This window comes from Paraburkholderia bannensis NBRC 103871, assembly GCF_000685015.1.
GTDB classification, from domain to species: Bacteria; Pseudomonadota; Gammaproteobacteria; order Burkholderiales; family Burkholderiaceae; genus Paraburkholderia; species Paraburkholderia bannensis.
In genome coordinates this window covers 15707-37142 of the sequence record NZ_BAYA01000017.1, presented here as the reverse complement: position 1 = coordinate 37142, position 21436 = coordinate 15707, and the positions used below count along the sequence as shown (strand labels likewise).

Here is a 21436-nt window from a genome sequence, read left to right as displayed (position 1 = left end):
GGATGACGTAATGAATACGACAACAATCCCCACTGAAGTGCTGGAGTACGACATCGTCGTGGTGGGCGGCGGCACGGCCGGGCCGATGGCGGCGATCAAGGCGAAGGAGCGCAATCCCGCGCTGCGCGTGCTGGTGCTGGAAAAGGCGCACGTCAAGCGCAGCGGCGCGATTTCGATGGGCATGGACGGCCTGAACAACGCCATCATTCCCGGTCACGCCACGCCTGAGCAATACACGCGCGAAATCACCATCGCCAATGACGGCATTGTCGACCAGGAAGCCGTCTATGCGTATGCGAAACACAGCTTCACCACCATCGAGCAGCTCGACCGCTGGGGCGTGAAATTCGAAAAGGACGGCAACGGCGATTACGCCGTGAAGAAAGTCCATCACATGGGCGCTTACGTGCTGCCCATGCCCGAAGGCCACGACATCAAGAAAGTGCTGTATCGGCAGCTCAAACGCGCGCGCGTGGAGATCACCAACCGCGTCGTCACCACGCGTCTTCTGATTGATGCGCAAGGCGCGGTCAGCGGCGTCATCGGCTTTGACTGCCGCACGGCGCACAACGTGGTCGTGCGCGCGAAGGCCGTGATTCTGTGCTGCGGCGCGGCCGGGCGGCTCGGCCTGCCCTCTTCCGGCTACCTGATGGGCACTTACGAGAATCCCACCAACGCGGGCGACGGCTACGCGATGGCCTATCACGCAGGCGCGGCGCTCACGAACCTCGAATGCTTCCAGATCAATCCGCTCATCAAGGACTATAACGGCCCGGCCTGCGCGTACGTGACCGGGCCGCTCGGCGGCTTCACGGCCAACGGCAAGGGCGAGCGCTTCATCGAATGCGACTACTGGAGCGGCCAGATGATGTGGGAGTTCTACCAGGAACTGCAAAGCGGCAATGGCCCGGTGTTCCTCAAGCTCGACCATCTCGCCGAGGAAACCATCCAGACCATCGAGCAGATCCTGCACACCAACGAGCGCCCGAGCCGCGGCCGCTTTCATGCGCGACGCGGCACCGATTACCGCTCGCAGATGGTGGAAATGCACATCTCCGAGATCGGCTTTTGCAGCGGGCATAGCGCGTCGGGCGTGTATGTCAATGCACGCGCGCGCACCACGGTGCCCGGCCTTTACGCGGCTGGCGACATGGCCGCCGTGCCCCACAACTACATGCTGGGCGCGTTCACCTATGGCTGGTTCGCGGGGCACGACGCCGCCGACTACGTCGCGGGCCGCGAACACGCGCCGCTCGACCAGGCACAGGTGGACGCCGAACGCGCGCGCATCTACGCGCCGCTCGCCCGCGAAGACGGCCTCGCGCCCGCGCAGGTCGAATACAAGCTGCGCCGCATGGTGAACGACTATCTGCAGCCGCCCAAGGTCACGCGCAAGATGGAAATTGGCCTGCAACGCTTCGATGCGATTGCCGAAGATATCGAGGCGATCAAGGCGAACAATCCGCACGAATTGATGCGCGCCGCCGAGGTACGGGCGATTCGCGACTGCGCGGAAATGGCGGCGCGCGCCTCGCTGTTTCGCACCGAAAGCCGCTGGGGGCTTTATCACCATCGCGTCGATTATCCGCAGCGCGACGACGCCAACTGGTTCTGCCACACCGATCTGCGCAAGGACGCGAGCGGCAGGATGCTCTGCGAGAAACGCGACGTCAAGCCCTATGTCGTGCAGATCGGGGCGCACGAGCAGCACGCCTATGGCCGCATGCGCATCCGCCCCGCGCAGGAGCTGGCTGAAACGCATTGAGTCGGCGGATACCTGAAAGCCCGGAGAAAAAACATCATGTCCTTTACGCCCCACGATATTTTCCAGCGCAGCAGCGCACCCGTCACCATCGACGAGGATCTCTGCATCGCCAATAAAGGCTGCACCGTTTGCGTCGATGTCTGCCCGCTCGACCTGCTCGCCATCGATACGTCGAAGGGCAAAGCCTATATGCAGTTCGACGAATGCTGGTATTGCATGCCCTGCGAGCGCGACTGCCCGACCGGCGCGGTCAAGGTCGACATTCCCTACCTGCTGCGCTGAAATCGCCCTCATTTCTCGATCTACAGCACGATCCAATATTTTGCATTCCCAATCGATCAAGACATGACCGCCTCTATTGAATCCGGCGCGCTCGCCCGGCTGGCCGATGCCGACGCCGCCGTGCGGCGCATCGCCGTGCTCGATCTCGCCGACCTGGAAGATGACGCGCTGATCCCCGCGCTGGTCGCGACGCTGCGCAACGACACCGCGCCCGAAGTGCGCCGCGAAGCCGCAGCCGTGCTCGCCGCCTGGGAGCAGGAAGACGTCGTGGAAGCGCTGTGCGCCACGCTGCTCGACGCCGATGCCGATGTGCGCGAAGCCGCCCAGCAGGCGCTATCGGAGCTCAAGGATCCCGCGTCGGCGGGCGTGCTGCGGCGTTGGGCGGCACGGCCCGAACCGTTCGCACGCAGCGCCGCGTTGCGGGGGCTGCGCGAACTGCGCGACGCCGCCGCGTTCGAGCCCGCACGCGCGGCGCTGGAAGACGCGCACGCCGAAGTGCGGATCGAAGCCGTGGCCGTGCTCGGCTGGCTCAAGGACGCCCGCGCGCTTGCCCCGCTCGCCGCTTTGCTGGCGTCCGATACGCAAGGCGCGGTGCGGCGGGCAGCAGCGGGCGCACTCGGTTTTGCCGCCGCCGACCACGAGCACGCCGCGCCCGCGCTGCTGCACGCCCTGCGCGACGCCGACTGGCAGGTGCGCGAGGAAGCCGCCACGACGCTCGGCAAGTTGCGCACGCAGGCGGCGCGCGACGCGCTGGTTGCCGCCCTCGACGACGATTACTGGCAAGTGCGCTTGCGCGCGGCACGTGCGCTCGGGCGGCTCGGCGACCCGCACGCGGCGGCAGCCGTTGGCGCGCTGCTCACGCATGCGATCAGCAACCTGCGCAAGGAAGCGGCGCTAGCGCTCGGCGAACTGGGGTCGGCAGCGAGCATCGCGCCGCTGCAAGCCGCATTGGAAGATCGCGACCCCGAGGTGCGCAAGGCCGTGCGGATCGCCTTGCAGCAACTCGAAGGCGGCGCATCGTGAACGTTCCGGTGATTCCGTTGGAATTGCGCGCGGAAGGCGCGACGCTGTTGCTGGTGTGGCCCGATGGCGCCCGCCAGCGCCTGGCAGTGGCTGCCTTGCGCGCAGCGTGCCTGTGCGGCCCTTGTCGCGCCGCGCGCCTGCGTGGCATGGATCCGGCCAAGTCGATCCCCGCAGACCTGACGCTCACCGGCGTCGCGCCGATGGGCTACGGCGTGCAACTGGTGTTCAGCGACGGCCACGATCGTGGCATTTATCCGTGGAACTGGCTCGCAAATTTTACTTCGACGCCCGTGCAGGCGACGCTTACAAGGCCTCCTGACACAGCGACATCATCCGTTGCACCATCGTCGATGCCTCGTTGAGCTCCATTTCGCTGGTAAAAAGGGCCGAGACGCTCGACAGGCGCACGGCAATGCCCGCGCCCAGCAAATCCCGGCTCGCGATCTTCAGCGCGAGCTGGCCCAGACGCACCCGGTCGAGCCAGTGCATCGTCGCACCGGCCTTCTGTAGCCATTCGCGGCAGCACGACACGACATGATCCACGCGCCACTCCTGCGTGAGCGCGTAGGATGACGCGGCGACCGCCACGAGATAACAGAGCAATTCCGGGCGGGCACTGCTCGCTTCGATAAATTCCGTTTTCACTGGCATGCTGTCCCTGGTTTCCAGACATAGGCTCCATAGCTATGGCCGGACGTCGCAAAAGCAAGCAAAGAACGCATTGTGCATCCGAACGGTTCTGTGTTGCAGTTTCGTGAACCCGCTCCTGCGCAGATGCGGGCGATGGAACATGATAGGACATGGTGCGCATATCGCAAGGACGCGCAAGGCAGCGCAAGAAAGCGCGCCACGGCAATGCGGCGGCGATGCGGCATCCGCATGACAAACGCCAACACGCATATTGATTAGTGATCCTTTAGGAATCCCGCTGACTGATCGATGACACACGCGTGACAGCCTGAGCGTGCAAAAAACGACCGTTGCGTTTGCAAATATTTCTGCTGCGCGCATGCGCAACCCAGCATGCCGTCGCGGCACGCCTCCAAACCGCTCATCCGCGAGCAGAAAAAAATAGAAAAAATAATACGGCGCGCATACGCGAAGCCGCATGGATTCAGGTGGCCGATTTATGACGCATTTCTTCGTCCGCAAACGTTTGCTATCTCATGGCATCGTGGCATGACGCTTGCGCGCGCACGGCCGCGCAGCGTATCGCGCGGCGAAATATTTCGCTCCCGTTCACCCAATCAACCCTCATCGCCTCCATTCGCGAGTGCATCAGGAGTTTGTCTCATGTTCACGAAGCGCACGCGCGCCCTCCCGCTCACGCTGCTGTCCGCCGCAGCCATTGCGTTGTTTTCGCCTTGCGCACCGGCGCAGCAGTACACCACCGACTGGCTCGCCAACACCTATGGCACGATCGCCACGCACGTCGGCAACGGCGCGCGCTCGATGTGGGTCTCGCCCGAAGGCGTCGTCTATACGGCGTCGTTCTGGGACGAAAACGAAGGCGGCGTCGCCATTTACCAGAACGGCAAGAGCCTGGGCTCGATCGGCATCCACGACGAATTCCAGGGCGGCGCGATCACCGGCAACGCCACCTCGATTTTCACGGTGCTGCAAGCGGGCACGTCGCTGGGCAGCGGCACGGTCGCCCGTTACAAGCGTGCGGACGGCACGCGCGACCTCACCATCAAGGTCAGCGTCTGGGACAAGCTGAGCCGCGCCGACGCCATCACCGGCCTCGCCACCGCGGGCAGCCTGCTCTATGCAAGCGACTTTTACAGCAACCGCGTACGCGTATTCACCACCGACGGCGTCTGGCAGCGCGACATCACGCTGAAGAACCCCGGCGCGCTCGCGCTCGACAGCGCGGGCAATCTCTGGGTCGCGCAGAAGAGCAGCGGCACGATCAACGAATTCAGCGCGGCGGGCGCGCCCTTGCAGACGATCCAGATGGCGGCGGGCGCCCAACCTTCGGCGCTTTATTTCGATGCGTCCACGGGCCTCTTGATGGTGGGCGACGAAGGCCCCGACCAGAACATCAAGCTCTACAGCATCGCGGGCGCACCGACGCTCACCGGCACCTTCGGCGTCACCGGGGGCTATCTCGACTCGACGACCGGCATCAAGGGCCAGGTGGGCGACAAGCGCTTCACGCGCATCACCGGCATCGGCAAGGACAGCGCGGGCAATCTCTACGTGCTCAACAATCCGTGGGGCGGCGGCTGGGATCTGGGCCGCAACGGCGGCACCGATATCCATGCCTACAACGCGGCGGGCACGCTGCTCTACAAGTTGCAGGCGCTCAATTTCGAAGGCGTGGCCGCGCCCGACCCCCTCACCGACGCCACGCTCTTTTACAGCGGCACCGCCATTTTCACGGGCACGGCGGGTGGCAGCTTCGTCGCCAATACCGTCGATCCGTTCACCTATCCGAACGACCCGCGCCTGAACATGAACGACACGCAACGCGACGAGCATTTCGGCCAGCTCGTCACGGTGGGCGGCAATCGGATCCTGGTCGCGTCCGGCCAGAATCCAGGCATCTTTTACTTCTATCACTTCAACACGGCGAGCGGCTATATCGCCATTCCGGATGCATCGCTGCCCGGCACCGCCTTCAACACGAGCTTGCAGGTGACGGGCGGCTTCTGCCTGGACAGTCGCGGCGATATCTGGGCCGGGCTCGATCGCACCAATCACCTCTATCACTACCCGTTCAACGGCTTCGACGGCAACGGCAAGCCGTCGTGGGGCGCGGCCTCGACGATCTCGACGCCCGAAAGCGTGCGGCCGACGGCGCGCATCCTCTACCAGCCCGAAAGCGACACGATGATCCTTGCGCAAGGCCTGGCCGGCAACTGGGACTGGACGGCGATGAACGGCTATATCGAGGTCTATCACGGCTGGGCCGCAGGCAATATCAGCAAGCCCAGCCCCGTCATCACGCTCACCAGCCAGAACCCGAAATCGATTGCGGCAGCGGGCAATTATCTGTTTGTGGGCTACGTGCATACGGTGCCCAATATCGACATCTACAACCTGACCACGGGCCAGCTCGTCACCACGCTCACCAATGCCAGCCCCGGCACGGTGGACGTCGGCAACGATGTCGATTCGATGTACGGGCTGCGCGTGTACCAGCGCGCAAGCGGCGAATACGTGATCACCAAGGACAACTACAACGGATCGAGCGTGGTTGTGCATCGCTGGATGCCGTAAAGTGGTTTTTTTCGATCGCTTTTTTCGTTCGATAAAGCGCGCTTGAGCGGGCGCACCCCAGGGTAGAATTTCGGCGCTTCGTCTCAAGATTCCGGCGAGCCGGCCGATATAGGGGTGCCATACAAAGCAGCCGTCCGGTGCGCCTTTCGATGTTGCCGCGTGCCGGATCGCCAGAAAAAGGGCATCCGACCCTGCCCGAGAAAAAAGTGAACCACGATACCCTCGCACGCTGGCGGCCCTCGCGCGCCGTGCAGCTTCAATACAACACCGCAGCGGGCACGATGTGCGGCCTGCTCCATCGGCGGCCCGCATGAATTTCGCGCAGATCCGGCGCTTTGCCGGTTATGCCTGCGTCGGCGCGGCAGGCACCGCCGTGCAGTACGGCGTGCTCAGCGCGCTCGTGCTGGTGCACGTGTGCGGCGCGGTGCTGGCATCGGCGCTGGGCGCCGTCGCTGGCGCTATCGTCAACTACGTCCTCAACTATCGCCTGACCTTTCGCGCCACGCGCTCGCATCGCGAAGCCGCGCCGCGCTTTTTCGCCGTCGCGGCAGTGGGCGTTGCGCTCAACAGCGCGCTGATGTACGTGCTGATCCACCGCTTCGCGAGCGCCTGGCTGCTGGCCCAGTGCATCACCACGGCCTGCGTGCTGATCCTCACCTACAGCGCCAATTCGCTCTGGACTTTCCAGACCCGCCGCGCCTGAGCGCCCGCGCCCGGCACTTTCTTGCAGAACGAATCACCGATGTCAGACACCACGACTCTCCAGCCGCCGATCGCCGTCGCGCATCGGCAGCCACATCAGCGCGAAGCGAACGCGACCGGCAAGCTGCTCTGGCTGCTGCCCCTGCATGCGCTCGTCTGGACGCTTGCCGCATGGCTCTCGCGCAGCAACCTCGACACGCCGGGCGACATGGTCGAAAACTATGTCTGGGGCATCGAGTGGCAAGCCGGTTATGCCAAGCACCCGCCGCTGTTCGCGTGGATCACGGCGGCCTGGTTCCGCGTGTTCCCGCATACGGATATCGCCTATTTCGCGCTGTCGTCGCTCAACGCGATGGCGGGACTCTTTGGCATCGTGGCGCTGGCCGGCCGCTTCGTGCCGCGCCGCATCGCCCTGCTCGCGGGCGTGGCGATGGCGGTTTCGCCGCTCTACTCGAACCTCGCGATCAAGTTCAACGCCAATTCCGTGCTGCTGTCGATCTGGCCGTGGACGGCGTACTTTTTCGTGCGCTACATGCAGACGCGCGAGGCGCGCGCCGCGCTCGCGCTGGGCGTGTTCGCGGCGGCGGCGCTGCTGGGCAAATACTTCTCGGTGGTGCTGCTGGCCGGGCTGGTCTTCGCGACGCTCGCACGTCCGGCCTGGCGCGCGCGCCTGTTCGAGCGCCGCACGCTGCTGGTCGCGCTGGCCTTCGCGGCGGCCATCGGGCCGCACATCTACTGGCTCGTGGTCAATCACTTCCCGACCTTCGCCTACGCCGATAAACGCACCGGCGGCTCGATCGCCGCAGCGCTGGGCCGCTTCGGCATCTACACGCTCGCGCAGGTTGGCTACCTCGCGCTGAGCTTCGTCGGCATGCTGCTGATGGTGCGCGAGCGCCGTGGCGAGGCCGCAAAGCTGATGGCGCAGAGCTTGGTGAAGCCGTCGCTCAATCCGGATCTCTGGTGGCTCACGCTGGGCCCGCTGTTCGCGGTCGGCCTGATCGCCTGCGCCGCGCGCACGCAGATGGCGTCGGTCTGGGGCATGGCGCAATGGTTCGCCATCGCGCCGCTGTGGCTCGCCGTGCTGGATCGCGCGGGCATTGCGCTCGCGCCGGCGCGCGCAGTGCGCGTGCTGGGCGGCTACTGGCTGATCGTGCTCGCGGTGACGGCCACCATCGGTTACCTGGGCGCGCGCCGCAACAGCGATGAAGCCGCCGAGCCGCGCGCCGAACTCGCCGCAGCGGCGCAAGGCATGTGGAACCAGCGCTTTGGCCGCGATGTGCCGGCGGTGGCGGGCTCGCCGCACGAAGCGCAGTCGGTGGCCTTCTACAGCCGCGGACAGACGCAGTACTGGAACATGGGCGAGCCGCAGACGACGCCGTGGCTGCATCTCGCGGGCCTCGACCGGCGCGGCGCGCTGTTCGTCTGCCGCGCGGGCGACGTGCACTGCATCGTGCAGGCGCGCTGGATCAGCGGCGAGCAGCCGGAGCCCGTGAGCGTGCACAAGCACGCGTGGGGGCGTGAGCTTGAGGCGCGCGATTATGTGTTCTTCGTGGTGGCGCCGCAGAGCTGATGCGCTGACGCAGCAAGATCAAGGCCGTTTGATGCGAGCCGTTCGGGACGCCATGTCTCGAACGGCTTTTTTCTTTGCCCCGCGTTTTCAGGCTGAAAAACAAGGCCATTGAATTTTCGAGACGATCAGTCTAATATCGCGTCCATGGACACGACACCCACCCAGAAGCCCCGTCGAGGCCGTCCGCCCAAAGATCCGCGCGCGCATGGCGACACGCGCGAGACCTTGATCCGCGCGGGCCTGGAATTGCTGACGAGCCAGGGATTCGCCGCCACCGGGCTCGACAGCGTGCTCAAGCTCGCGGGGATTCCGAAGGGGTCGTTCTATCACTACTTCGACAGCAAGGAAGCCTTCGGCCGCGCGCTGATGGACGCCTACGACGCCTATTTCTGCGCGATGCTCGACCGCTGGCTGCTCGACGATACGCGGCCCGCGCTGGAGCGCCTTGCCGCTTTCGTCGACAACGCCAAGGCCGGCATGGCGCGTTACGACTACACGCGCGGCTGCCTCGTCGGCAACCTGGGGCTGGAGGCAGGCGTGCTGCCCGAGGATTACCGCGTACGGCTAGAAGCTGCGCTGCGAGGCTGGCAGACGCGCGTGCGCGCCTGTCTTGCCGATGCGCAGCGCGAAGGCCGCATTGCCCAGGACGCCGATCTCGATGCACTGGCCGCGTTCTTCTGGATCGGCTGGGAAGGCGCGGTGCTGCGCGCGCGCATCGTGCGCGACGCCGCGCCGTTGCAGGTGTTCTTCCAGGGTTTCATCGCCGGGCTCGGCTGTGGGGCGGCGGCGCAATAGCCGCCTGCCTGCAGCCGCCCGCCGCATTCATCGTTGCATCAACCGCGAGACACATCTCATGTTCAAGTGCATCCTGATCGAGAAGGAATCCGAAACATATTCGGCGCGCGTCGCCGACATCGACGAAACACACCTGCCTGTAAGCGACGTACCCGGCGACGTGCTCGTCGACGTGCAGTACAGCACGCTGAACTACAAGGACGGTCTCGCGATCACGGGCAAAAGCCCCGTCGTGCGCAGTTTCCCGATGGTGCCGGGCATCGATTTCGCGGGCACGGTCGCGCAGAGCGACGATCCGCGCTATGCGCAAGGCGATGCGGTCGTGCTCAACGGCTGGGGTGTCGGCGAAACGCATTGGGGCGGTCTCGCGCAGAAGGCGCGCGTGCGCGGCGACTGGCTGATCCCGCTGCCCAAAGGCCTCACGGCGCGACAGGCGATGGCCGTCGGCACCGCGGGCTATACGGCGATGCTCTGCATTCTCGCGCTGGAGCGACACGGCATCGACGCGAGTCGCGGCGACGTGCTGGTGACGGGCGCGAGCGGCGGTGTGGGCAGCTTCGCGATCGCACTGCTCGCGCGGCGCGGCTATCGCGTCGTCGCCTCGACCGGCAAGTTGCAGGAAGCAGCGTATCTGCAGGAACTGGGCGCCGCCGAAGTCATCGATCGCGCAACGATTAGCGCGCCCGGCAAGCCCTTGCAGAAGGAGCGCTGGGCGGCGGCCATCGATTCGGTGGGCGGCCACACGCTCGCCAACGTCTGCGCGAGCCTGCGTGCCGACGGCGCGGTCGCGGCCTGCGGCCTCGCCCAGGGCATGGAACTGCCCGCCACCGTCGCGCCGTTCATCCTGCGCGGCGTGAGCCTGCTGGGCATCAACAGCGTGACGCGCCCGTTCGCGGAACGACAGCAGGCGTGGCAGGCGCTGGCCGGGACGCTCGACCTTGGCGCACTCGACACCATCACGCGGGAAATCGGCCTCGACGCTGCGATTCCCGCCGCGCACGATCTGCTCGAAGGCCGAGTGCGCGGGCGCATTGTCGTCGACGTCACACGCTAAACGCGCTTCACCACCAAGTGTCGACGTCTGAAATTTGCCGCGGCCCCAATTTGTAAAGAGCCACTGCAAACGGAATATCGGCTACATTGCCAAGGCGTCGACTCCCGCAAAGCTCCACTGGCATGAATTCCCGCGTCCCTTCGTTCGATGTCCTCGCACTGCCCGCGCGCGACATCGCCCATAGCCACTTCAGCGTAGCAGGCGAAGCGCCGCAACGGCGCCTGCTCGCGTGGCGCGACCGGGTCGGGCATATCGTGGACGTGCTGCCCTCGCGCGCGGATCTTGAGAAACCGTTTCAGGCGTCCATCGACCGCTTTCAGGTGGGCGACCTCGTCTTCACCGATTGCCGCTCCGACCTGATGCAGCTGGATCGCTCGCTGGCCCGGATCTCGACCGACCGGGTTCGCGACTTCGTGTTCCATGTGTTCCTGGAAGGCGGCGTCGACCACCTTGCGGTGCGCAACGCGACCCGCGAAACCGCTGCCGCGCCCGCCCGCATCGTTGCGCTCGACATGAACCAGCCGTTTCGTATGCAACGAAACGCGTGCCGGGTGCTCACGTTTTTCGTGCCGGCCGATCTGGTGCAGGAAGTGTTCCCCGATCCCGAGGCCATTCACGGCCGCACGCTCGATGGTTCGACGCCGATGGAGCGGCTCATCGTCGAGCACGTCGCGACGCTCAGCCAGACGATCCACACGATGCAGGGCACGGAGGCGGACGACGCCATCCGCGCCGCGGGCAGGCTCATGGTCGCCGCGTTCGGCCGCCAGGCGCGCCTGAGCGGCGACACGCGCGCAGCGGGCCGTGCGGCGATATTCGGGCAGATCCGGCGCTATATCCAGACGCATCTGGGCGAGGACGACCTCTCGCCCGAAAGCGTACTGGCGGCGTTCGATTTCCCGCGTCCGACGCTTTATCGGCTGTTTCAGCACGAAGGCGGCGTGAACGCCTATATCCGCCACCAACGCCTGCGTCGCGCCGCCGACGACCTGATCCGCCACCCGCACCTCGCGGTGGTCGAAGTCGCGTATGGCCTGGGCTTTAAAAGCGCATCCGATTTCACGCGCGCATTCCGGCGCGCCTTCGATATGGCGCCGCTGGATTTCCGCGCGATGGTAAGCCGCAAGATCGCGCAGGCGCTCTGAGTTTCAGCCCTCGACGCGCCGCTCCCTGAACAGCGCAATCGCACAGAAGCTCACCCCGCACGCGGGCACGACGTACCACGCGACGGACAGCGGATTGCCGCTCCACTTGATCAGGGCCGTCACGATGAATTGCGCGGTGCCGCCGAACAGCGCGACGCTGAGCGCATGCGCAACGGCCATGCCGCTCGCGCGCACGCGCGCGGGCAGCGCTTCGAGCACGAGCAGCGCAATCGCGACCGCGCTGAACGCCATCATGACGCTGACGAGCGCCGCGCCCAGCACGATCGGCAGCGCACTGGTCGCGCGGCTCGCCATCAGGAAGACCGGAAAAACCAGCAGCGTCGTGCAACCCGACGCCACCAGCGCCACCGGCTTGCGGCGCGGCAGGCGATCCAGCAGACGGCCCGCCAGCGGCGGCACGACGACCAGCAACACCGCCGACGACGCCGAAGCCAGATAGCCCGTCATGGGCGGCATGTGCATCACGCGCGTCGCGTAGCTCGGCATGAAATAGACGATCGTATAGACGGGGATGGTCTGCCCCATCGTCATCAGCATCGCCAGAAAAATCGTCTTGCCGTGGCGGCGGCACAGTTCGCGCAGCGGCGTCGTCGCGTCTTTTGCGGGCTGGTCGAGCAGCGGCACGTCGCGCAGGCGCTGGCGCACGTACAGGCCCACAGGCGCGATCAGCAGGCCAACCATGAACGGGATGCGCCAGCCCCACGACGCCACCGCGGCGGGTGACAGCGTGCTGGTAATCAGGATTCCCAGGCTTGCGCCCAGCAGCGCCGCCGCGCCCTGGCTGGTGGGCTGCCAGCACACGCGCGAGCCGCGACGCGAAGCAGGCCCCGCCTCCAGCACGAACGTCGCGGCCACGCCAATGTCGCCGCCCACCGCAAAACCCTGCAGCGACCTGGCCGCGATGATGATGAACGGGGCCAGCACGCCGATGGTGGCAAACGGCGGGCACAGCACCAGCGCCGCCGTGCCCAGCGCCATCATCCAGGTGGTGCGCGTCATCGCGGCGCGGCGGCCCACGCGGTCGGCGTAAGCGCCGATCATCATGGCGCCCACCGGCCGCATGAAAAAGCCCACGCCGAAGGTGCCCACGGCCCAGAGCAACGAAGTTAGCGGGTCGCCCGCCGGAAAGAACTGGTCGCCGATCATCACCGCAAAAAAGCCGAACACGGTGAAATCGAACATTTCCAGGCCCGTCACCAACGATGCGGCGACAACCGTCTTGATCAGTTCGCGACGATCGTTCCGGCAATCGTTCTGGTTGCCCGCAGGCTGGCCGCGCTGCGCAGAAAGTGGCGTGAGCATTTTGTAAGGTACGAAGAACTAGCAGAAAAACACGCGCAAAACCGCCAGGGCGCGCAGCGTTGCACGATACCACGCGCCCGACATAGAAGCATCGCTCTGTTTTTTCAGGGGCGTTTCGCATACGCATGTCATATCGATCCGACACCATCACATCGCGATCGATTGCGCGCGCAACCAATAGCCGCGCACGCCGCTCGACGCACTACACCTACGACTCCACAACAATGACAGGAACCTGACATGAAAACGCGCGCCATGACGCTCGCTTCCAGGTTGGCTTTTTCGGGGATCGCGGCAAGTCTTGCGGCTTGCGGCAGCAGCATCAGCGACACCGCTCACCTCCAGATTTCGGGCGTGGCAGGCCAGGGCTCAGCGGTGGTCGGCGTGCCCGTCACCGTGACCGACCGCACCGGCGCAGTGACGCAGTCCGCCGTGACCGACTCCACCGGGCGGTTCTCCGTGGCGGTGTCGGGCCGCGCCCCGTTCGTGCTGACCGTCCCCATCACCGACGCCGACGGCACGCCCGCCGTGCTCTCGTCGATCATCGATCCGTCGTCGGGCGACGGCACGCAATCGCTCAACGTCAACCTGAATCCGCTCACTTCGCTGATTACGCAGCGCACGCTCGGCGTGGCGCTGACGGGCGCGCCGACCGCCTCGCAGATCGGCGCGGGCAACGTGAGCGCCGCCAGTATCAGCGCGGCCGTCACGGCGGTCGATAGCGTGCTGCAACCGCTGTTTACCGCGATGAACGTGCCGTCGGCGCTCGTGGCGGATCCCATCGGCTCGGCCACGTACCAGGTCAATTCGGCCACTGCGTCGAATGCGCTCGACAGCCTGTTCGACAACACGCGCTTCACCGTGCACAACGCCACGGTCAACGTGGGCAACAACAACGGCGCGCCGACGCAGAATTCCGCGACCTTCCAGTCGCTGCAACTGCCGCTGACCGGCGCGATGCCCGCGCCGCTATCGAGCGGCCCGGTTGCAAGCGCCCTCGCCCAGAGCCAGAGCGCGACGGCCACGCCGATCCAGCACCTCGTCGTGATCGTCGGCGAGAACCAGACCTTCGACGGCCTGTTCGGCGCCTATGCGCCGCCGTCCGGGCAGACGGTGAAGAACCTGCTGTCCGAAGGCATCATCAACGCGGACGGCTCGCCCGGCCCCAACTTCGCGCTCGCCGCGCAGAACCAGGCCGCCGCGCCCAGCGCCTACACGCTCAACCCGACGCGCAGTGGCGCTTACAGCACGCTGCCTTCGCCGGAAAACACCGGCATGCTCACGCTGAACAACCTGCCCGCGTACATCAGCTCGGTGGCGCAGGGCAAGACGCCGAGCGCCGCGCCCACGTCCTATCTCTACGGCGCCGCCGATGCGGACTTCCCGGTCACCTTGAAGAACGGGCCGTTCCAGATCACCACGTCGTCGGCCAGCTCGTCGCTCGTGAACTACAGCCAGCCGGTGACCGCGCTGGTCGGCACGGCGGCGACCAACGCCAGCTTCGCGACGCTCAGCACGCTGTATTCGTCGCTGGGCCTCGTCGCCACGACGGGCGACCCGGTGCACCGCTTCTTCCAGATGTGGCAGCAAACGGGCGGCGACAACGCGAAGCTCGACCTCTTCACCTGGGTCGCCTCCACGGCAGGCCAGGGCGGCGACACGGTCGAGAACGTGCCCGGCGGCCCGCAGGTCAGCCCGACGAATCCCGGCCAGGGCGGCGAGCTGATGGGCTTCATGAACATGTCGGCAGGCGACGCGCCTTACCTGAAATCGCTCGCGCAGCAGTACGCGCTGAGCGACAACTATCACCAGGCAGTGATGGGCGGCACGGGCATGAACTTCTTCTCCATCGCCACGGGCGACCTGCCCTGGTACAACAGCAACGGCGCGATCGCCACGCCGCCCGCCAACCAGATCGAGAACCCCAATCCGCTCGCGGGCACCACGAACTTCTACACCCAGGACGGCTACCAGGGCGGCTCGTGGGTCAACTGTTCGGACAACACGCAGCCGGGCGTGGGCGCGATCCTCGGCTTCCTGTCGTCGAAGCGCGTGGCGAGCAACTGCGACGCCGGCAAATACTATCTGGTCAACAACTACAACCCCGGCTACGACCTGAGCGGCAACACCCAGCCGATTGGCGCGAACAACTACAACTATCCGCCGCAAAGCGTGCCGACGATTGCCGAAGCGCTCGCCGCCAAGGGGCTGTCGTGGGGCTGGTTCACCACGGCGCGCGATACCGCCGATGTGCAGGCGCAGGCCACGTCGCTCGCGACCAGCCTGACCGGCAGCACGACGCTTGCGTCGAGCCTCGCGGGCCTGCTGCAACAGGCCGAGTACAACAACATCGGCGATCCGCTGGTGGGCTCGCAGAAGGTGATGACGTCGTCGCTCAAGGGCAATCTGCAGGATCTCACGGCGTTCCTCACGGCCGCGAAGTCGGGCAACCTGCCGGCGGTGTCGTTCGTCGTGCCGCCGAACACGTTCAGCGGCCACCCGGGCTTCTCGTCGCCCGCCGCCTATGAGCAATGGCTCAGCCAGGTGGTGGCCGCCGTGACCGCGTCGAAGCAATGGTCGAACACCGCGATTCTCGTCACCACCGACGAAGGCGGCGGCCATTTCGACACTGGCCCGATCCAGCCGCTCGACTTCTTCGGCGACGGCCCGCGCATCCCGATGCTGGTGATTTCGCCGTACGCGCGCAAGGCGTCCGTCGATCACACCTACAACGATCACGCGTCCATCCTCAAGTTCATCGAGCGCAACTGGCGTCTCACGGCCCTGTCCTCGCGCAGCCGCGACCGGCTGCCGAATCCGTCGATGCAGACCACCTCGTACGTGCCCGCCAACGGCACGCCGGCGATCGGCGACCTGATGACGATGTTCGCGTTCTGATGGGTCGACGCGGCGCTTGACGTCCCGATCGTGCGCCGGTGCGGCCTTCGCGTTGCGAGGCTGCCCGGCGCGCCTGTCTGCTTTCCCGCTTTCCCGCATACCTGCTTCCCCGCTCGACACCGATGATTCGAAACGGTCTTCCCCCCCGCGCCCGATGGATGGCGCTGGCCGCGCTGCTGCTTGGCGGCGTCGTGGGCGGCGCTTTTCTCGCCGTGCCCAGCCTCGCCGATACGCCGCGCGTCAGCGCCGCAGCCGCCCCTGCCCCCGCGCACAGCGCGCCTCCGCCAATGCAATTGCCCACGCGCCGCTGGGTTCGCTATCCGGCCGTGCCTGCGCAACTGAGCCCGCAGGCCGCGCTCGGCAAGCTGATTTTCTTCGACGCGTCGCTTTCGGCGTCGGGCAAGATGGCCTGCGCGTCGTGCCACAGTCCCGATCACGCCTACGGGCCGCCCAATGGGCTCGCCGTGCAGCTCGGCGGCCCCGACCTGAAGCGGCCCGGCACGCGCGCGGTGCCCACGCTGCGCTACATGACCTTCACGCCGGCATTCACGCGCCACTACTATTTCCCCGGCTCCGAAGACACCGAGGACGAAGGCCCGGCAGGCGGCTTCATGCGCGACGGCTCCATCGCCTCGCTGCACGAGCAGGCGGGCCACCCGATGCTCGACCCGAACGAGATGGCCAACACGAGCCGCGCCGTCGTCGTCGACAAGGTGCAGCGCGGCGCGTATGCGAATGCCTTTCGCCAGGTGTTCGGCACGCAGATTTTCTCGGACGCGGACAAAGCGTTCGACAGCATCGGCATGGCCCTGGAGGCCTTCGAAACCGAGGACGCGAGCTTCCACCCCTATACGAGCAAGTTCGATTCGGTGATGTCGGGCAATGCGCTCTTTACGGTGCAGGAACTGCGCGGCTACCAGCTTTTCAACAACCCGTTGAAGGGCAATTGCGCCAAGTGCCATTTCGACCAGCCGGGCCCGGGCGGGCGTCCGGCGCAATTCTCGGACTTTCAATATGCGGCGCTGGGCGTGCCGCGCAATCCGGAGATCCCGGCCAATCGCAATCCCCGTTACTACGACATGGGCTTATGCGGCCCGTACCGTCACGATCTGGCCGATGAAACCGACTTCTGCGGCCTGTTCAAGGACGCGACGCTGCGCAACGCGGCGACGCGTTCGGTGTTCTTCCACAATGGCCGCTTCCATTCGCTCGACGAGGTGTTGCACTTCTACGCCGAACGCGACACTGCCCCGCAGAAGTGGTATCCGAAGCGCAACGGCAAGCTCGCGCGTTACGACGACCTGCCGCCGAAGTATCGCGACAATATCGACCGGCTCGATCCGCCGTTCCTCAATCACCGGCCCGGCGAGCCCGCGCCGCTGACCGAAGCCGATATCCAGGATCTCGCCGCGTTCATGAAGACGCTGAACGACGGTTATTCGGCGACGTCGGGCGGCCCCGCGCTGCACGAAGTGCATTGAATTGCAACCAGAAATGCAAAAACGCGCGGCTTTGACACCGCGCGTTTTTCTGTTGCTCCACGACGGCTTTTAAGCCGGTGCGTTTTCCGTGCTCAGCTTCGTGACCGCGCCCGTCGCCATGTCGTAGTGATAGCCCTGCTGCGCAAGCTGCGCGCTCATGGTCTCGACGATCACGCGCTGCTGCGATTCCTTGCGCAGCAGTTCGTTGTCCGGGTTCAGTTCGACCAGTTCGGCGGCCAGGCGGCGGCTCAGCGACGCTTCGCCCACGCCGCGTGCATGCACGAGCATCATCTGCTCGTTGGCTTGCACCAGTTGCTGCTTCAGGCCGTTCGCGTAGTCCGACCACTTCTTCAGGTTGTCGTGCGCTTCGGCGAGTGCGGCGGCGTGCGTCTGTGCTTCCAGCGCAAGCTGGGCCTTCAGCGCTTCCAGTGCTTCCTCGTCGACGTGCACGGCTGCCGGCGCTTCTTCGACTTCCTTCGTCTGGATTGCCGCCACGCTCTGGGCGAGTTCGGCGGCGTGTTCCTGCACTTGCGTCAGGCTTGCCGACAGACGGGCGATTTCGTTTGCACCGGCATCGCGCTCGTCGGTGAGGCTGGCGATCTGTGCCTGGACGTTGCGCAGTTCCAGCGCAGCGGCGTCGCGTGCAGCCTTGGCGCCGTCGACTTCGTCGCGCTGGGCGGCGTGGGCGTCCTGCTCGGCTTGCAGTGCGGCGCGGATCGCTTCCACTTCGCTTTCAAGGCGTGCGACGGCTTCCGAATGTGCGGCCTCCAGCGCTGCACGTTCAGCTTCGTGATCGACGGCGTCGACAACGGCGGGTTCTTCGGCGATGGCTTCTGCTGCTGCGGGTTCTTCAGCGACGTGCTCTTCCTGTGCGACGTGCTCTTCGACGACGTGCTCTTCTGCGAGGTGCTCTTCTGCGGCCGGCTCTTCGTGAGCGGCGGCTTCAGCAGCAACGTCAGCGGCGACATGAGCAGCCACCGGCGCAACATTCGCTTCTGCTGCTGCGCGCGCTTCGCGCTCGGCGCTCAGTTCGGCCAATGCCGTTTCGAGTTCGGCTTCGAGCGCCGACACGCGATCCGAGAGTTCCTGCGCGCGCTTTTCGGCGGCATCGGTGCGCTGCACGGCCAGCGCGATGTCCTCTTCCAGGCCAGCCGCGATGTCCACCTTCTGTTCGTAGGCGGTCGTCACGCGGTCGAGCTGGCTTTGCAGCGTATCCAGTTCCTGCACCGTGTTCTGCAGTTCGGCCAGCGCGTCGTCGCGCTCGCTCGATGCGTCGTCCACGCGCTGGCGCATCGCGCCGAGGCGGCGGGCAACCGCACGCTCGGCTTCATCCTGCGCCGAGCTCCACAGACGGTCGAGCGCGTCGCGCATCGTGTCGGTCACGGCTTCGGGCAGCGTCGGACGCTCGACGACCTGCGGCGGGCGCGGTGCGCGGGCTTCGCGCCACTTGCGCAGCGACGCGGCGACGGACACGACCGATCCGGTATGCACTTCAGACCAGATGGCCACGGGCGACACCGTCTGGCCTTCCTCGGCCATGCGGTCTGCGATTTCAGCAACGAGTTCATCGGTGATCGCAATGTTGTTGCTAGACATATCCGCCTCAATAACGCGTAAGTAGGGTGACGAAACCATTCGTCGATCAGTAATCCGGGTGGGCGATTTCAGCCCCGCAATATGAAAGATTGTCGGGGAAGCGCGCGCCGGTTGATCGGGCGAAAAGCCGGGGTTACAGGGAGCTATTCGCGGGATGGGCGCAAGTTCGTGGCCTGGCTGGCCCGTTTGCGCGGAATTCTCACGATATCAGGGTCGCAAGACTTTTCGCGCCCCTGCCCGGTTCAGCGGGGATTTTAGCTGCCGATCCGCGTGTTGAGGTCAGTCAGTGCGGCTTGTGTTTCCCGGTGCAGCGTTTGCACCAGCGTGGCGGCGGGCAACGCGCGTGCGAGCGGCGCCGCCTGCCCGGCCCATTGCGCGCCATAGCCGGACTCGCCGTGCGCCCTGGCCGCCGCATGCAGCGCCTTGCCGGCATCGTAGGCGACGGGATAGGCGGCGATCGCGGGCCTGTCCGCCGCCTCGCCCAGCTCGGTGAAGCGGTTCACGAGGCTGCGCGCCGCGCGTCCCGAAATCGCCGTGGTGAAGGTGGTCTCGCGCGCGCCTTCGCCTAGCAGCGCGCGCCGGTAGCCGTCGTCGATGGCGGTTTCCGTGCTGGCGACGAACGCCGTGCCCAGTTGCGCGGCCTGCGCGCCCAGCGCAAGCGCCGCAGCAATGCCCGCGCCGTCCATGATGCCGCCCGCCGCGATCACCGGGACGTCGAAGCGCGTCGCCAGCAGCCGCGTCAGTGCGAAGGTGCCGAGCAGCGGGTCGCGCGCGTCGGGGTCGAACACGCCACGATGGCCGCCGCCTTCGATGCCCTGTGCGACCAGCACGTCCACGCCCGCCGCCACCGCCTGCGCAGCCTCCTGCGGATTCGTGGCCGTGGAGAACAGCAGAATCCCGGCGGCGCGCAAGGCGTCGATGGCCGCCTGCGGCGGCAGGCCGAAATGGAAGCTCACCACCGCCGGGGGCTCCTCGATCAGCATGGCCAGCATCGGGGCATCTTCGACGAAGCTCACGTAGATCTCCTTGAGCGACGCGGGCGGCTGCGCGCCGAACTGTGCGAAACGCGGCGCGAGCCAGTCCGTCCAGTGGCGCTCGACATCGGCGTCGAGGCGCGCGGGCTGGTGGCAGAACACGTTGACGTTGAACGCGCGCGAGGTCAGCGCACGGGTTTCGCGCAACGTCTTGCGCGCGGTCTCGACATTCATCGCGCCAATGCCGATCGAGCCCAGGCCGCCTTCGTTCGAGACCGCCGCGGCCAGCGCGGGCGTGCTCACGCCGGCCATCGGCGCCTGCACGATGGGCCGGGTCATCTGGAGCCTGTCGAGCAGGCGGATACGGGATGCGTTCATGAATACACCTCAATCGGTTGGGCGCGCGGCGCTTCGGTCGCTAGACAGATCGTTCAACCGGTGCGCCGTTTCGGTTTCTGGGCGGCTGGGGTCGCCAGCTTCGGACTCGACTTCGGACTCGACTTCGGACTCAGCTTCTGGCCCGTCTTCGGCCCAAGCCGCTCGACCAGAAAGTCGACGAATACCCGCACGCGCGACGACAGATAACGTCCGTGCGGATACAGCAAAAAGAACGGCCGCGACCGGCCGCCTTTGTCGGGCAGCACCTCGACGAGCCGACCGGCGGCCAGATCCTCCGCGACGATGAAGCGGTAGGTCTGGAACAGCCCCGCCCCGCTGCGCGCGAGCGTCACGCCCGCCAGCACGTCGCCCGACGTGCCATAGCCGCCCTGGGTCGCCAGTTCCAGCTCGCTGTCGCCTTCGCTGAAAAGCCAGGGGACGTTGCGACCACTGCTTGGCAGTTCGAACTGAATGCAGTCGTGGCCCTGCAGGTCTTCGATGCTGCGCGGCTTGCCCACGCGCTTCAGGTACGCGGGCGTGGCGACGATCACGAGTTCCGCGTCTTCGAGCTTGCGCGCCACCAGGTTGGAGTCGTCGGGCGCGCGGCCGCGAATCGCGAGATCGAAGCCTTCATCGGCGAAATCGATGTTGCGGTTGCTCAGGTGCGTTTCCACTTCCACCTGCGGATACTGGGTGCGAAACGCCGCGAGCAGGGGCAGCACGCGATAGTGGCCGTACGGTGTCGGCATGCTGATGCGCAGCACGCCCGCGGGCGTCGTCTGCTGGCCGGTGACTTCGCGCTCGGCGTCGACGAGTTGCGTGAGCGCTTCGCGGCACTGCTCGAAATAGCGGCGGCCCGCATCGGTGAGACGGATCTGGCGCGTGGTGCGCACGAACAGGCGCGCGCCGAGCCGCGCCTCCAGGCGCGCCACCGAGCGGCTCACGGCGGCGGGCGTCACGCTCGCCTGGGTGGCCGCCAGCGTGAAGCTGCCGAGTTCGGCGGCGAGGCAGAACAGCTCGATGCTGCCCAGTAACAAATCGTCGAAGTTGCGTTGCATGGATTCTTGTTCCGGCCGTAAGCGCGTCACGATGATAACCGAGCCTCTGCTCATGCCGGCGCGCCCGTGGCGCCGTTCATGGGAGCCACTATAAGCACGCCGCCCCAGCCGGTGAACACCAGCCGCCGCACAGGACTTGTTACATGGCGGAACGAAACGGACAGTGC

17 protein-coding genes are annotated in these 21436 nt (G+C 66.1%); 12 read left to right on the top strand and 5 right to left on the bottom strand.

What is annotated here, in order from left to right:
* The first annotated feature begins 10 nt into the window (after positions 1–10).
* The 4 genes from BBA01S_RS24545 (at position 11) to BBA01S_RS46075 (ending at position 3432) form a co-directional block, all read left to right on the top strand.
* On the top strand, positions 11–1765 hold the full coding sequence (locus tag BBA01S_RS24545) for a fumarate reductase/succinate dehydrogenase flavoprotein subunit (protein WP_407668334.1): 1755 nt from the start codon (positions 11–13) through the stop codon (positions 1763–1765).
* 36 nt (positions 1766–1801) lie between these two features.
* Positions 1802–2047 (top strand): 4Fe-4S dicluster domain-containing protein, encoded by a 246-nt coding sequence (locus BBA01S_RS24540; RefSeq protein ID WP_027818760.1) that lies wholly within the window; start codon positions 1802–1804, stop codon positions 2045–2047.
* 63 nt (positions 2048–2110) lie between these two features.
* Positions 2111–3070 carry a HEAT repeat domain-containing protein gene (locus BBA01S_RS24535; protein WP_042297830.1) on the top strand — a complete coding sequence of 320 codons (960 nt, stop codon included), beginning with the start codon at positions 2111–2113 and terminating at the stop codon, positions 3068–3070.
* Entirely contained in the window at positions 3067–3432 is a 366-nt protein-coding gene (locus tag BBA01S_RS46075) for a DUF971 domain-containing protein (RefSeq protein ID WP_322787837.1), read from the top strand. The genes BBA01S_RS24535 and BBA01S_RS46075 overlap by 4 nt, the downstream gene beginning before the upstream one ends.
* Here BBA01S_RS46075 and BBA01S_RS24530 read toward each other — a convergent pair.
* Positions 3374–3721 (bottom strand): hypothetical protein, encoded by a 348-nt coding sequence (locus BBA01S_RS24530; protein WP_027818758.1) that lies wholly within the window; start codon positions 3719–3721, stop codon positions 3374–3376. The two genes, BBA01S_RS46075 and BBA01S_RS24530, sit on opposite strands and share 59 nt — an antisense overlap.
* Positions 3722–4363: 642 nt before the next feature.
* Here BBA01S_RS24530 and BBA01S_RS24525 point away from each other — a divergent pair.
* The 6 genes from BBA01S_RS24525 to BBA01S_RS24500 all read left to right on the top strand — a co-directional run bounded on the left by BBA01S_RS24525 (position 4364) and on the right by BBA01S_RS24500 (position 11561).
* A complete protein-coding gene (locus tag BBA01S_RS24525; protein WP_027818757.1) occupies positions 4364–6295 on the top strand; it encodes an NHL repeat-containing protein in 1932 nt (643 codons plus the stop codon).
* Between the two features lie 310 nt (positions 6296–6605).
* Entirely contained in the window at positions 6606–6998 is a 393-nt protein-coding gene (locus BBA01S_RS24520; RefSeq protein ID WP_027818756.1) for a GtrA family protein, read from the top strand.
* Between the two features lie 39 nt (positions 6999–7037).
* Positions 7038–8567, top strand: coding sequence for a glycosyltransferase family 39 protein (locus BBA01S_RS42565; RefSeq protein WP_052391871.1), 1530 nt, complete (start codon positions 7038–7040; stop codon positions 8565–8567).
* Positions 8568–8711: 144 nt separating this feature from the next.
* Entirely contained in the window at positions 8712–9362 is a 651-nt protein-coding gene (acuR, locus tag BBA01S_RS24510) for an acrylate utilization transcriptional regulator AcuR (protein WP_027818755.1), read from the top strand.
* Positions 9363–9420: 58 nt separating this feature from the next.
* Positions 9421–10416, top strand: coding sequence for an acrylyl-CoA reductase (NADPH) (gene acuI / locus BBA01S_RS24505; RefSeq protein ID WP_027818754.1), 996 nt, complete (start codon positions 9421–9423; stop codon positions 10414–10416).
* A 122-nt stretch (positions 10417–10538) separates the two neighbouring features.
* Positions 10539–11561, top strand: coding sequence for a helix-turn-helix domain-containing protein (locus BBA01S_RS24500; RefSeq protein ID WP_027818753.1), 1023 nt, complete (start codon positions 10539–10541; stop codon positions 11559–11561).
* A 3-nt stretch (positions 11562–11564) separates the two neighbouring features.
* Here the strand turns inward: BBA01S_RS24500 and BBA01S_RS24495 are convergent, their stop codons facing one another.
* Entirely contained in the window at positions 11565–12884 is a 1320-nt protein-coding gene (locus BBA01S_RS24495) for an MFS transporter (RefSeq protein ID WP_027818752.1), read from the bottom strand.
* Positions 12885–13124: 240 nt separating this feature from the next.
* Between BBA01S_RS24495 and BBA01S_RS42560 the strand changes: the two genes are divergently transcribed.
* Both BBA01S_RS42560 and BBA01S_RS42555 read left to right on the top strand, forming a co-directional pair.
* Positions 13125–15782, top strand: a complete 2658-nt coding sequence (locus tag BBA01S_RS42560; protein WP_027818751.1) for an alkaline phosphatase family protein — start codon at positions 13125–13127, stop codon at positions 15780–15782.
* Positions 15783–15940: 158 nt separating this feature from the next.
* Entirely contained in the window at positions 15941–17263 is a 1323-nt protein-coding gene (locus tag BBA01S_RS42555; protein WP_042297829.1) for a cytochrome-c peroxidase, read from the top strand.
* Between the two features lie 69 nt (positions 17264–17332).
* Here the strand turns inward: BBA01S_RS42555 and BBA01S_RS24480 are convergent, their stop codons facing one another.
* From BBA01S_RS24480 to BBA01S_RS42550, 3 genes are all read right to left on the bottom strand, one after another.
* The gene (locus BBA01S_RS24480) at positions 17333–18859 is read right to left on the bottom strand and encodes a DNA-binding protein (protein ID WP_042297828.1); all 1527 of its coding nucleotides are present in this window, start codon (positions 18857–18859) and stop codon (positions 17333–17335) included.
* 254 nt (positions 18860–19113) lie between these two features.
* The gene (locus tag BBA01S_RS24475; protein WP_027818749.1) at positions 19114–20211 is read right to left on the bottom strand and encodes an NAD(P)H-dependent flavin oxidoreductase; all 1098 of its coding nucleotides are present in this window, start codon (positions 20209–20211) and stop codon (positions 19114–19116) included.
* Between the two features lie 53 nt (positions 20212–20264).
* Positions 20265–21269 (bottom strand): LysR family transcriptional regulator, encoded by a 1005-nt coding sequence (locus BBA01S_RS42550; protein WP_084162514.1) that lies wholly within the window; start codon positions 21267–21269, stop codon positions 20265–20267.
* Between the last annotated feature and the right edge of the window lie 167 nt (positions 21270–21436).

What these genes read in the sequence shown, in the direction of transcription:
- BBA01S_RS24535 (WP_042297830.1), top strand. Translation starts at nt 2,111, where the DNA reads ATGACCGCCTCTATTGAATCCGGCGCGCTCGCCCGGCTGGCCGATGCC.
- acuI (WP_027818754.1), top strand. Translation starts at nt 9,421, where the DNA reads ATGTTCAAGTGCATCCTGATCGAGAAGGAATCCGAAACATATTCGGCG.
- BBA01S_RS42555 (WP_042297829.1), top strand. Translation starts at nt 15,941, where the DNA reads ATGGCGCTGGCCGCGCTGCTGCTTGGCGGCGTCGTGGGCGGCGCTTTT.
- BBA01S_RS24530 (WP_027818758.1), bottom strand. Translation starts at nt 3,721, where the DNA reads ATGCCAGTGAAAACGGAATTTATCGAAGCGAGCAGTGCCCGCCCGGAA.
- BBA01S_RS42560 (WP_027818751.1), top strand. Translation starts at nt 13,125, where the DNA reads ATGAAAACGCGCGCCATGACGCTCGCTTCCAGGTTGGCTTTTTCGGGG.
- acuR (WP_027818755.1), top strand. Translation starts at nt 8,712, where the DNA reads ATGGACACGACACCCACCCAGAAGCCCCGTCGAGGCCGTCCGCCCAAA.
- BBA01S_RS24525 (WP_027818757.1), top strand. Translation starts at nt 4,364, where the DNA reads ATGTTCACGAAGCGCACGCGCGCCCTCCCGCTCACGCTGCTGTCCGCC.
- BBA01S_RS24500 (WP_027818753.1), top strand. Translation starts at nt 10,539, where the DNA reads ATGAATTCCCGCGTCCCTTCGTTCGATGTCCTCGCACTGCCCGCGCGC.
- BBA01S_RS24475 (WP_027818749.1), bottom strand. Translation starts at nt 20,211, where the DNA reads ATGAACGCATCCCGTATCCGCCTGCTCGACAGGCTCCAGATGACCCGG.
- BBA01S_RS24545 (WP_407668334.1), top strand. Translation starts at nt 11, where the DNA reads ATGAATACGACAACAATCCCCACTGAAGTGCTGGAGTACGACATCGTC.
- BBA01S_RS24540 (WP_027818760.1), top strand. Translation starts at nt 1,802, where the DNA reads ATGTCCTTTACGCCCCACGATATTTTCCAGCGCAGCAGCGCACCCGTC.
- BBA01S_RS24495 (WP_027818752.1), bottom strand. Translation starts at nt 12,884, where the DNA reads ATGCTCACGCCACTTTCTGCGCAGCGCGGCCAGCCTGCGGGCAACCAG.
- BBA01S_RS42565 (WP_052391871.1), top strand. Translation starts at nt 7,038, where the DNA reads ATGTCAGACACCACGACTCTCCAGCCGCCGATCGCCGTCGCGCATCGG.
- BBA01S_RS24480 (WP_042297828.1), bottom strand. Translation starts at nt 18,859, where the DNA reads ATGTCTAGCAACAACATTGCGATCACCGATGAACTCGTTGCTGAAATC.
- BBA01S_RS42550 (WP_084162514.1), bottom strand. Translation starts at nt 21,269, where the DNA reads ATGCAACGCAACTTCGACGATTTGTTACTGGGCAGCATCGAGCTGTTC.
- BBA01S_RS24520 (WP_027818756.1), top strand. Translation starts at nt 6,606, where the DNA reads ATGAATTTCGCGCAGATCCGGCGCTTTGCCGGTTATGCCTGCGTCGGC.